This window comes from Sunxiuqinia dokdonensis, from assembly GCF_001270965.1.
In the GTDB taxonomy this organism is placed as follows: Bacteria; Bacteroidota; Bacteroidia; order Bacteroidales; family Prolixibacteraceae; genus Sunxiuqinia; species Sunxiuqinia dokdonensis.
Genome location: NZ_LGIA01000217.1, coordinates 1 through 12,386, shown reverse-complemented (window position 1 = coordinate 12,386; position 12,386 = coordinate 1). Strand labels below are relative to the sequence as shown.

The following is a 12,386-nucleotide window of genomic DNA, read 5'->3' as shown; positions in this document are numbered from 1 at the left end:
AACTTTCGCATTCAAATGTAGACTTTTCTTTCATCTGAATTTCAAATCAGCAATGAATCAAAAGGCATCGGTGAATCATTATTATTTTTGAAGACGGACAAAGGATACATCTTGCTTCGTTCTGTGCCCTCCACTCCCAGTGCTCCAATTCTTTCCCATCTCCAATATTTCAACTACTTTTACACGAAAATTGACCAACAATCATGAGCGACCAATCACAGCCACGGCCCCGACTGCCGCGATGGATGAAAATGAACTTGCCCAAAGGAGAATCCTATTCGAAGGTTAAAAACCTGGTGAACCAGCACAAACTGCACACCATCTGCACCAGCGGCAACTGCCCGAACATTGGCGAATGCTGGAACCGTGGAACGGCTACCTTTATGATTTTGGGCGACATTTGCACCCGCGACTGTAAATTTTGCGGGGTGACGACCGGGAAGCCACTACCTGTGAATGAGGACGAACCCCAGCGGGTAGCCAAATCCATTCAGCTGATGCAGTTGAAGCACGTTGTCATTACTTCGGTCGACCGCGACGATTTGCCCGATTTGGGTGCCGGTGTTTGGGTTGAAACCATCCGGGCTGTTAAACAGCTCAACCGGGGCACCAAGCTGGAAGTGCTGATTCCCGATTTTCAAGGTAAAAAAGAACTGATCATCCAGGTAGCCAATGCCAGGCCCGAAGTGATTTCGCACAACCTGGAAACCGTGGAGCGACTGACGCCGACGATTCGTAGTGCAGCCAAATATCGTCGTAGTCTGGACGTCATCGCGACCATCGCCGAAACGGGTGCCGTTGCCAAATCAGGCATCATGCTGGGCCTTGGCGAAACCGAAACCGAAGTACTGCAAGCTATGGACGATCTGTTGGAAGTCGGCTGCAAGGTGTTGACCATCGGCCAGTATCTGGCACCAAGCAAAGAGCATTTGCCGGTGGCGGAGTACATTCACCCCGAACAGTTTGAAAAATACCGAACAATCGGACTCGAAAAGGGTTTTTCTTTTGTCGAAAGCAGTCCGCTGGTGCGCTCCAGCTATCGCGCCGAGCAACATGCCGAAGCCTGACCAACTCGAAACCCGAAACCCGAAACTCGAAACTGAAAACTTGAAACTTGGAATTTGAAACTTGGAATTTGGAATTTAAAATAAGATGGCAAATTTTAATTACGAAGATCTTGGTCTGAAAGACTATAAAGCTTGTTGGGACTACCAGGAAGAAATTCTGGCAGCGGTGCAAGCCGATAAAAAAGCGAAGGATGCCCCTAGCGAAATCAACCGTTTTTTACTGGTTGAGCACCCGCATGTTTATACCTTGGGAAAGAGTGGGGACGAGCACAACCTGCTGATTCACGAAGATTTCATGAAGAAGATTGAAGCCACCTACTACAAAATCAACCGGGGTGGCGACATCACCTATCACGGCCCCGGCCAGTTGGTGGGTTACCCAATCATCGATTTGGAATACTATAAGATTGGCGTGCGCGAATACATCGAGAAAATGGAAGACGCCATTATCGCCACCCTCGCCCATTATGGATTGACCGGCAGCCGCAAGGAAGGCGCCACCGGCGTTTGGCTCGACGCTGAAATTCCGGCCAAATCCAGAAAGATTTGTGCCATTGGCGTGCGGGTGAGCCGCTACGTCACCATGCATGGCTTCGCATTGAATGTAAACACGGACATGCGCTACTTCAGCTACATCAATCCCTGCGGATTTATCACCTACGGCGTTACCTCACTCGAACGCGAGTTGGGTAAAACGATGGATATGCAAAAGGTGAAGGAAGTGGTAAAAGAAAAGTTTAACGCGATGTATTGATTGGTCATTAGGCATTAGTGGCCACTTTCATCGCCAGTGGTCGGACATTTGGAATTTATCCGGATTCTTCTAGTAAATTAGAATTCAATGAAAACCACAATAGACACATAGAACACAGAGGAAAAGAAGAATTAATCATCGTCGGGCTGAGAGCGTTATGAAAATTGATTAAATAAGTTCTTTAAAAAGTTGAAGATGGATGAATACAATAAAGAAATACGCAGAACGGAAGCAAACATCTATGTGACCTATGTGACTATGTGGTTTCAAAAAAAGATTTGTGAAACAAATTCTTTTAACAAGTTTAAATTCAATGAAAATCACAATAGACACATAGAATACTGAAAAAGTAAATGATGTTACCTCTGTGGTGTTTCGGGTCACGGGTACTGTCGACTGAGACTTTTTTATCAAGTCACTGGTCAATAGATGATTAAAAGAAACAGCAAACAAAAAATTAGAGAACATGATTGATATTGATTTATTGGATGAAAAATACAGCATAGAAGGTGAAGTCGGTTTTATAGAAATGGAAGGCGAACTACCATTCATCAGCGTATCCAACAAATACGCCCAGGCCGACATTGGCTTGTATGGCGCCCATGTGATGAGCTTTACACCACACAAAACCATGGAAATGTTGTGGATGAGCCCAACGAGTTTTTCCGAAGAAGGCAAAGCCATTCGCGGAGGCATCCCGGTTTGCTTCCCGTGGTTCGGGCCGCATCCGTCCGCCCCTGAAAAACCACAGCATGGTTTCGGGCGGCTGATGTACTGGGATGTTGTTGAAACCAAGTCCGAAGCCAATGGAGAAACGCTCATCCGCTTTCAGCTTGAGTCATCCGAAGAAACCAAAACGTATTGGCCCCACGATTTCCTGGCAGAATTGGCCATTACCGTTGGAACAAAATTGCAGGTTGCCCTCAAGGTGACCAACACCTCAGGAGAACCTTTTGAATACAGTGCAGCCCTGCATTCCTATTTTAACTTGTCGGGTATTGAAAACTGTACGATTGAAGGTTTGCAGGGAACCAAGTACTTCAACCAACTCACACAAGATCATGCCGTTCAACAAGAGCCAGTGCTGACAATAACCGACGCGCTCACCCGCCATTATTTGGATACGGAAACGCCGGTCGTCATTGCTGATCCGGTTTTCCGCCGCCGCATCCAGGTGGAGAAAACGGGAAGCCGGGTCACCACCGTTTGGAACCCCGGAAAAGAAGCCGCCGCCCAAATGGCAGATATGCCCGATGATGCTTACCATGCTTTTGTTTGCGTTGAAGCGACCAATGCCTTCAACAACTGCGTCGTACTGGCCCCCGGCGAATCGCACCAAACCATGACGGTTATCGGCTTGGAAGAATAGGCCGTTGACTACAGCCATAAAAAAGGCCTGGCGATTTTCGCCGGGCCTTTTTGTGTCTCTTCGTTCCAACCACTATTTCTTCGCCATTTCTAAAGCTTGGGTGGTGGTGTAATACTTGGTAATCATGTTGGGCACTTCCCACTCCGGCAATTGTCCCTGGGTTAGGAAATCCAGGTACTTTTCAGTCACCTGGGCAAAGTGCGCTTCGTGTCCCACCTTATATTCTTCCGGAATGTTGATGGTCCACAGCTTATCTTCCAGCTTCACGAGTTCCAGGCCTGGGTATTGGCTGGCCAACTCTTCACTGACGGCCTGCTGCAAGTTACCCTCAAAGCTTTCCTGTCCTTCATCCGCAGTAGCACGAACATACACGGTAGGTTTGTAGTTTTCCGCTTCGCCCTGCTTGATAATCACGTCGCACAGTGATCCGCGCATGATGCTGTAGTGGGTGTCACCAGCTCCTTCAGGTGCCTGAAAGTCCCAAATAACCGATACTTTGGCATATTTCCCTTTCAACTTGTAAGTGAATTCGCCGTTGGTGTATACCTGAAGTTTGCCATCGACCACATCTTTCTGAAGAAAATCCGGAAAGGCATCTTTCTGAGTCACTTTCTGAAACTGATCCAGGCTCAGTTCGGTTGTCCAGCGGCTGGCGCTCACCATTTCCACATCCGACTTTTGAAGCACTTGTTCCGGGAAGGCTTCCCACTGAATCATGTCCACCAGGTGTGTGGTCACATCGACCATGCCTTCGCCTTGCTGCTCGGTATCGAAAAACCAGTCGGGACGCTTGAGCGGATTGCCGGCCACGTACTTGAAAATGTGGTGCACACTTTCTTTGGTGATCGACGGCTCTTCGGCTGTTCCATCTTTCAGCTGACCAAAAACTTCGGGAATCATGGACAATTCACGCTGAATAATGGTTGTGATTTCATAACGCTCGGTCATAATATCATACAGCAGCACATCATTGGCCTCAGCTGCTTTAAACGATTCCTCCAACAAAGCGAAATCAGCTGTGTTGATGGCCATTGGTTTATCTGCAAAAATATTGATTCCGGCAGCGGCAGCGGCTTTGATGTACTCCGTTTTCTTGGCGTTGTTTCCCGAAACCATCATCACATTGCCTGGCTTTTCAGCAAGCATCTTCTCCAGGTAATCATCGCCGGTATAGACTTCACTAACCCAACTGGTTGGATTATCAGCACGGGTATTGAAACCTTCAATGCGGTTCAAATGGTCTTGCACATCTTCACCTTCCGGCGCATAAATATACACCGTGGGATCAATTTGATCGTACATGGTTTTTTGCACCAAAGCTGCGTGAAAATGTCCGGGATCAAGGGTCATCAATTTGACTTCGTTTTTTGCTCCGGTAAACATACTTTGCTTTTCTTCGGGTTGATCTTGCTTTGAACCTCCTGAGCATGCCGATAATAAAACCGCAACTGCCAGTAAGCCATTAGAAATTGGTCGTGTCATCTGTATGGTTTATTTAAAATTTAATTGATTTCCGTTAACGCTAACGATAACAAAAATACGATTTTTTGAAACATTTCATATCAGAAAGATCCGATAAATTCATTACTCCATTATACTTAACAGGTGCGATGTCCGTCAATATCTTTAAAATCGATTTCGTACTGTTCTCCGTTTTGCAGGGTAATCATCGCTCCCAAGGGAGAAAGCCCCTTCATGATCTCCTTGATTTGAATCTCCTTGATGGGCGACAATTCTGCTTCGGTCCACGCGCTGTCATCCCTTTTGTGGAGCATCACAGAAATCATCAACTCCATCGGCGGATTTTTGGCCATGCGCTTTTTGTAAGCGTAGATAACGGTGCTTTCATCAGCCTCCGCATTCCGGTTTTGGTGAACCAGGCTTTCCAGCTTGTCCCAGCCACTGTAAGTGATTAGCGCCACCTGCCGGCCGGGGATAGCAGCAGTAATCACCTTTTTCCCTTCAGCCTCAAACTGCTTCACCACCGCCTTTTCGCCATTCAGATGCGGCAAGCCAAAATGGCCAAGTGTCAGCTCATATTCGAAAGCCAACCGCGAGCGATCCACGCGGATCACACCGCCAGGAATGGTAATTTCAGCCAAATCGATGATATAACCGACCCCATTGTTTGGAGGTTTACGCATAATGGCCTGCCGGTATAAAACGCCATTCCGGACGCCGTTGAACAGCATGCTTTGCGAAATGGTGTATGCGCGATTCTTTTCCGAATCATTGGCTACGGCCAGTCCGGTCAAATAGAAGTTGACATCATCGCCACGCACATCTCGCGGGTCCTGGCTGCGATAGCTGTATTCCATCGAAGTTCCGCCCTGCGGATTGTGGTCTTCCCACGGGAAATGAGTATTATAAACCAACTTCGAATAGTTGGGGTCGTCGTAATAAACCTTACCGGGAACGATCTCCGAGGTGCCCGTCTTTCCATGATTGACCAACACAAGCCCCGGGCTTTCGAGGATGGTCCGCTTCGATTGATCGCCCAAAGTTTCCCACATGCCCTCATTTTCTTTGGCGGTCCAGAAGGGAGAATCGTCGGGCAAAGCCAGACAGATAAACGGTAGAAACATCAGAAATGGACTGCCGGCACAACTGTAGTTTTGCACCATGTATTCTTTCTGTCCGTAGAAGCCAAGGCTCGGAATCTCATTGCAGAAAAACTCCTCGCGGGTTACGAACTGCAACAAGGAACCGGAGCAAAGCCGGCGGGCCCATCCGCCATCCAACGATGTTTTATCCTTCAACATAAAAGCTACCGGGAAAGCGCCCGAAACCCAGGTCCGGTAGCAAATGCTCCGCGACCACATGTTGATGTAGCCATCGCGCCCAAAAAAGCTGGTGAGCGACTCCATCAGCTTTTGCGCCGATTTCTCGATAATTTCAGCAATCCCAGGATAATATTCGTCGCCAAAGGTCCGGTTCCAGATGGTGGTGTAAACAATAAACAGGCTGATGGAGTAGTAATTGTAAGTTTGCTCCAGGTACCAGCCATCGCCCGAGTGGTAAGATGCCACCCACAGCAAGTGGCTTTTCAACAGCTCATCATCAATTTCATAACCGTATTTTTTCAGAAATGAAAGGGTGACAATATTGAAAATCCGCCAGTTGTTTTGCGTGGTCCGGTGATGCGCCCACTTCGAAATGGTGACCACCATCTCCTCTTTTTGCTTTTCGGTGAAATTGGTCCAGATGGTATCCGGCATCAACAGCAGCGTTTTAAACAAGCCGCCAAACTCACAGGTAAACTGGTAGTTCGAGTCGGGCAAGTCTTCGGGCAGGGGCAGCGAATTGGCGTGGCCCGGCGTAAAGGCATTGTAAAGCTGCAAACTATAGTAGTCGCGCAAGTTGATGCCCTTGATCGTGGTTTCCGGATCGACATGAATCAGCGGAGCCGCCAGCGTAAAAGTCCGTTCCAAAGCCTCAAACTCAGCTGAGCGGTAACGCCAGTCGGGCGCATTGGGCTGCGGGTAGGTTTTTCCCGGAACGATTGGAAAATTCAGAGGCGTATCAATCGAATCGACATGCTTGAAGGCCCGCTCCAATAGATATTTGGCCAATTCGATGTAGTGTTTTTTAGTCATCCCGGTATAGGGGCTCAGCTCAAAGTCGGGATTTTTTACTTCAAATGCTTTTTTCATTTTCATTTTTTTACTGCAAAGACGCAGAGACACAGAGAAAATAGAGAAAGGTTTCGTCATTGCGAGGAGTTGGCGTGTAGCCAAAACGGACGAAGCAATCTATTGGACTTAAGCAAATCGATTGCTTCCTTGCTCCCGACACTTCGGAGGCAAAGACGACATCTAAATTCTGAAATAGCTTTTTCTCAAGTCCCAATGCAACTTTGTGTAGTGATTCCTATTTTTTTCTATTAAAATTACCTATCCTTAAAAGGAAATTTCACCCATTCACACCCTCACACAATCCCCAACAAACGCTGTTAGGTACTGCACACGCTGACAGATCAATCCTTCAATCTATTTCAACACATAGTTCGTCCCATACGGAAAACGTTGCGGACGGCTGAGGTACGAATTGGCCTCATCGTCATTCTTGAAACGCTCTGCAGTCGGATCCCATTCCAGTTTTCGCGAAAGTTTCATGGCGATATGGCTGACCAAACAAACGGTACAGGCACGGTGTCCAATTTCAACAGGCGAAATCGGTTCTTTCCGGCTTTGGATGCAATCCAGCCAGTTACCATGCTGGTTATCGCTCACATACAAATGGGTTTCATTCTCCCCAATCTTCGAGTTCAGAATTTCCGGATCACTGGCATCCAGCGCTTTGGAGCTCTTCTCTTTATCGACCGGGTCGCTGGCTGATGCCACATAGCTGCCCCGCGAAACAAAAATCCAGCCGTCGGTGCCTTCATAGCGGATGCCGTTGGGAAAACCTCCGGAGGTGTACATGGTGATGCCGTTTTCGTATTCCGCCTTCACCATAAAATCGCCATGCACATCCCAAAAACCAAACTTTGGAAATTGCGCCACTGCTTCCACGGAAATGGGGCCCGTGTATTCGGTGTCCATTCCCCAGGCTGCCGAATCAAAATGGTGTTGTCCCCAGCCAGTGATCATGCCAGCGCCAAACTGTTCGCGACGCAGCCATCCCGGACGACCGTAACCTTGCTGCGGATGAACACCGATTTCGGTGTATGGAACTTCAGGCGTTGAACCGAGCCACATATCGTAATTCAAACCATCGGGAATTGGCATCTCCGGTGCTTCAGGGCCCGACGGATCGCCCGGCAATCCAACTTTTACGGTGTGGAGCTTACCAATCCGCCCGTTGCGAACCAACTCGGCAGCAATCCGAAATTGCGGCGAAGAGCGTTGCTGGGTACCTACCTGCAAAATCACTCCCTGCCGGTGAACAATGTCACTCAACTGGCGACCTTCCTCAACGGTAAGCGAAGTGGGTTTCTGCAAGTAAATATCCTTACCGGCCAGCGCAGCTTCAATGGCAGGCTGCGAATGCCAGTGGTCAGGCGTGCTGATCATCACCGCATCAATATCCTTATTCAGCAACATTTCGCGGTAGTCTTCATACATTTTTACATCCATGTACTTTTCACCCAATTTCTTGCTGTAAAAATCCTCCACCAGCTTTTTACCATCGGCCATGCGGTTTCTGTCCACATCGCATACGGCAATCACCCGGGCCACATCGTATTCCATTGTCTCTGCCAAATCGTGACCACGCGCTATCCGGCCACAACCGATCTGGGCAATGTTGATTTTGTTACTGGGGGCATTCTTTCCAAAAACCGAGGAGGGAACAATCGTTGGAAGAACAATCGTTCCGGCTGCTCCGGCAACGGTATTTCTCAAAAAATGACGTCGTTTCATAAGTCTATCGTTTTATCGGTTAATTATTTATCTTAAAGCTTGCTGGGTGAATCATCGCACTTCAAATCACCCAATACATATTGTGCGCCGTCGAGGTAAAACTTCAGGAGCCGGCTGTCTTCGTAACTTTGGGCGTTGTGCGACGGAGAGACGTAAAACACCCGACCTTTGCCGTGCTTTTTGATCCACGACACATATTTGATCGGTTCGTCAATCGGCTTTTTCTTATTCGTGAGCTTCGACGTGTCCATATACAGCAAGGGGCGAAAATCCTTTTGTGCGTAGGCTTTATTGAACAAGTAAGGTTCATCAATATGAACGAAAGCCTCGCCGTTAAATGCTTTCAGCAGCGGATGGTTGGGCTCGGCCAGTTCAAGCGTGATTTCCTGCTGTGGCGGGTGGTAATCGAAGCTTCCGCCAACCATTTCACTAAAGGGCATCGAGTTGTTCTGCATCACAATGGCGCCGTGCACCACCATGAGGCCTCCTCCTTTTTTGACGTACCGAATCAGGTTCGCCTCAAGCTCGGCCGCTTTCTTCGTTCTTTGCTCCGCAGTCAGGCTTTCGTCCTTGTCTAAAACATCCTGAAACAAGTCTCTTCGGGGCCCCACGGAACAGTTGTTATTCAAAACCACCGCATCATACTCAGCCAGATTTTTCTTTTCAAACTTGAAAATATCTGTGCTTACCTCAACGTCAAAGGCGCCCGTCTTTTCGCCCAAAACCTTCATCACGGCATTGGTATGCGGAATGACCCAGTGATCAAAACCTGTAAACAAGCTAAAGACAAGCACTTTCCGTGGTTTCGAAGGCTGAACTTCTGCTTCTTCCGGGGCGATTTGTTCTACTTTCTTAACCCAGGCGTCGTCACACGCAAAGGGCTTGAGCTGGGCCTTTGCTTCCAAAACTGAAAAGACGATTAAAATGCCAAGCAAAACTTGTTTATACATGATTTGATCTGTTTAATGACACAATAAAATTGATACCGCTTCGGGCCCGCTACTCAAAGCTCACTTGCGGAGGAAAAGCAAATGCCTGCCAATATTGTTCGGCTTCTGCTTCGGTGAGTTGCCCGTCGAACACCAGCATCCGGTACTTTTGCGAATAGTTTTTGCCGTGTTCAATCACCCAGTCGTTATGCCGGATGGGGCAAAACTGAAAATACATGTCCCCTCTTCCACCGTTTGCATCCACCGGCCAAACCCGCATCGGCTCGGGATATTCCCGGTTTGTAGGATGGCTCATAAACAAGATGCCGCTGCGCCCGGGAGCCGATTCGCCCTCAACAATGCACCATCGGGCTTTGGTTCCATCAGCTGCCAGTCGGTCTTTTCCTTCGGAGGTGAGCACCGAGCTGTTATCTTTGGTCCATTTCTCGGTCGCCCGAAAACCAATTCCGCCGCCATAGCGGTACGCGTCAAGCAAAATACCCGAATCCAGCAGACTGTTCAAGCTACTTGAATAGTCTACCAGCCAAGCCTTTCCCTCCCGTTGAATGTTCCAGGCACAAACGTCCAGAACTTCTGTCAATGCCACCTGGTCGGCGCCTACAGCGCCAAAGTCGATGTGCTCCTGCAATGCGCTAAATCCACTATAAACAGGCCCTTCCACCTCGGACAAAAAGTTAGCAAAACGGACCGTCCCCTGCCCTTTCAGCAAATTCCAGAAATCGACTTCGCGCCCCTTAATATGGGTTTTGGTCCACGGCCCCCAAATACCGTAATGATGATAGTGGTCGGGTGCCTGGATGCGGGTCAACTCCTCGCCGCCCGGCGACCACAGCGGATGAATGAATCCGGAACGCTTAAAAAGCGGATCAACGCCTTCGGGCGGATAAACTTCCTCCGACTGGTAATGCAGGATTGGCTGTTCGTTCAACACCAACTTTACACCGCCATGGGTTTTCGCAAGAACTATTTTTGAATCGGAAGCAACTGGCTCGGATGCTTTGTACACATACCGGCGACTTTCACCCTTGCGCAATTCGCCGTTCAGAATAAACCACAAGCGGTGGCTCCTGCCCGATTCCAACTGGCTGGCTACGGGGATCTCCTTTTTTCCATCAAGCTGATAAAGCTGAAATTGATGGTTGTTCAGCTCCAGGTCTGCTGATGACAGATCCACACTCACCGGACAATCAAGCCGATCATAGTCGCCCGCCAAAACCTGGAACCGGAGTTCCTGCCGGGCAAGCAAACCCGAAGAAAGTATCAGAAAGCAAAGAAATAGTGAAGTTTTTATACGCATAGCCGTCAGATTTGGATTTAGTCAAACAAAAATAGCGCAAAGAAACCGTCAATGCCAGTATAATTTTTGCATGAAGATGTATTATTATTGCGAAGATAAAAGATTGAAAATAGAAAAGGCCTGCCCTTTTCAACCACCCGGCACCCCGCATAGGTCATCCAAGTCCGTATCATTGAATGATCATTTCCAACGGTTTGGTACTCTCCAGGCAGCTTGCGCCCGGTTTTTAAAACATTCAGGGCTTCACTTCTCAGTGAAACCCTGACTCCTGCTGAAACGGATTCATTTGGCTATTGAGCGGGTGACTCCGCGTCATCCGATCAATGCCGCTAATCGTGCTTACAATTCGGCTTCGGCAAGCGTTGCTTTATCATCGTTGGGCTGGCCGGTGGGCGTGTCGTAAATAACGTAGTCGTTGTATTTGGCTTCGTTGGTATCTTCCCATATTTTTTTGCCGGTATTGCAGTATTTCACAAGCAGCGTGTAGATTTCGTTGGCTTTTTCCACGCGGTTTTCAGTGGCAATGTCACGGTCGGCAATGGCATCTTCCTGTATGCTCAGGGCCTGGTCATAAATCTCGAGCCGTGTGTTTAGTTCATCCAGTACTTCCTGTGTCAATCCTTCGCTTTCCAGCTCGGACAACATCGACTGGGCTACGCGGAGCACCCGCCGTGCCGTTAAACTCAGCTTGCCGCCGTCGAGATCGCTGAGCCCCGAAACGCCAAACTTGCGGTACTTGCCCGACTGGCTGCCAAACCTATTGGCCACGCGCTGCATCACTTCCGACACCGCATCGCGAAGCAGCACCCCTGCCTCGTCTTTCCTCTGGGTGGCCGATATCTGGTCTCCCAGCAGTTCCTCATCGGTCGGAATATCAGCGAAACCGGCGAGCATCACTTTCAGGGCATTCAGCTTTTCCTCGGAAACCCCGTATTTAATAAACTCGGCCAAATCGCGCAGCATAAAGCCGACTTTGGCCATGGCAAAGGTGTACAGTACAGAAAGAGCGATGTTAAATTTAACGGTTACGATTTTTTTTCTCATTTTTTTAATTTTTAAAGTTTATAATTGGTTGGCCTTGAGGCCTGGGTTTTTTCTAATTAATGTCCATCAGTCTAACAATTCGAGTGTCGCGGTTTTCGAACCACAATTTTCGGACTTGTATCGACTGGCTCCACACTTCCAGGGCTTCTTTGCCCCTTTGAAGACGTTGTCTTTGTTAACCAAAAACAAGAAATTGTTGTTGAAATGCTCAGCCGACCACTTGAAACACGCTGCGGAGTGCTTGAAACACGCTCCCGAGTAGTTGAAACCCTCAACGGAGTACTTGAAACCCTCGGTCGAGTAGTTAAAACGCTCAGCCGACAAGTTGAAACACAAAACCGGGCAGTTGAAACACTCAGCGGAGCGGTTGAAACGCATTTCCGGGGCATTGAAACGCGACTTTTTTGCCCGGTAGCGCGTTTGAAGCTGTTTTTTCGGTATTCGGAGCACTTTTTTGATCGTTCCAGGCCCTCTTCTGACCATTCCAACGACTTTTCCTTGCGTTTGAAGACCTCGGATGACCATTTCAAGGATCATTTCCC

Annotated in this window: 10 protein-coding genes; 3 read left to right on the top strand and 7 right to left on the bottom strand. The window is 48.4% G+C overall.

What is annotated here, in order from left to right; genetic code table 11:
- Positions 1–203: 203 nt before the first annotated feature.
- From lipA to NC99_RS20800, 3 genes are all read left to right on the top strand, one after another.
- Positions 204–1,067, top strand: coding sequence for a lipoyl synthase (lipA, locus tag NC99_RS20815; RefSeq protein WP_053188695.1), 864 nt, complete (start codon positions 204–206; stop codon positions 1,065–1,067).
- Positions 1,068–1,152: 85 nt separating this feature from the next.
- A complete protein-coding gene (gene lipB / locus NC99_RS20810; RefSeq protein ID WP_053188693.1) occupies positions 1,153–1,821 on the top strand; it encodes a lipoyl(octanoyl) transferase LipB in 669 nt (222 codons plus the stop codon).
- Positions 1,822–2,287: 466 nt separating this feature from the next.
- Positions 2,288–3,190, top strand: coding sequence for a D-hexose-6-phosphate mutarotase (locus tag NC99_RS20800; protein ID WP_053188685.1), 903 nt, complete (start codon positions 2,288–2,290; stop codon positions 3,188–3,190).
- A 72-nt stretch (positions 3,191–3,262) separates the two neighbouring features.
- On the opposite strand, the gene NC99_RS20795 is transcribed toward NC99_RS20800, so the two are convergent.
- From NC99_RS20795 to NC99_RS22410, 7 genes are all read right to left on the bottom strand, one after another.
- The gene (locus NC99_RS20795; RefSeq protein ID WP_193392011.1) at positions 3,263–4,672 is read right to left on the bottom strand and encodes a putative oxidoreductase C-terminal domain-containing protein; all 1,410 of its coding nucleotides are present in this window, start codon (positions 4,670–4,672) and stop codon (positions 3,263–3,265) included.
- A gap of 116 nt (positions 4,673–4,788) precedes the next feature.
- A complete protein-coding gene (locus NC99_RS20790) occupies positions 4,789–6,843 on the bottom strand; it encodes a DUF2264 domain-containing protein (protein WP_162231274.1) in 2,055 nt (684 codons plus the stop codon).
- 336 nt (positions 6,844–7,179) lie between these two features.
- On the bottom strand, positions 7,180–8,553 hold the full coding sequence (locus tag NC99_RS20785) for a Gfo/Idh/MocA family protein (protein ID WP_053188679.1): 1,374 nt from the start codon (positions 8,551–8,553) through the stop codon (positions 7,180–7,182).
- A 32-nt stretch (positions 8,554–8,585) separates the two neighbouring features.
- The gene (locus NC99_RS20780; RefSeq protein WP_053188676.1) at positions 8,586–9,503 is read right to left on the bottom strand and encodes a ThuA domain-containing protein; all 918 of its coding nucleotides are present in this window, start codon (positions 9,501–9,503) and stop codon (positions 8,586–8,588) included.
- 49 nt (positions 9,504–9,552) lie between these two features.
- Positions 9,553–10,800, bottom strand: coding sequence for a DUF6807 domain-containing protein (locus NC99_RS20775; RefSeq protein WP_082326621.1), 1,248 nt, complete (start codon positions 10,798–10,800; stop codon positions 9,553–9,555).
- Positions 10,801–11,139: 339 nt separating this feature from the next.
- On the bottom strand, positions 11,140–11,844 hold the full coding sequence (locus NC99_RS20770; protein ID WP_053188673.1) for a hypothetical protein: 705 nt from the start codon (positions 11,842–11,844) through the stop codon (positions 11,140–11,142).
- A gap of 66 nt (positions 11,845–11,910) precedes the next feature.
- On the bottom strand, positions 11,911–12,386 hold a 476-nt coding region (locus NC99_RS22410), incomplete at its 5' end, for a hypothetical protein (RefSeq protein ID WP_204375079.1).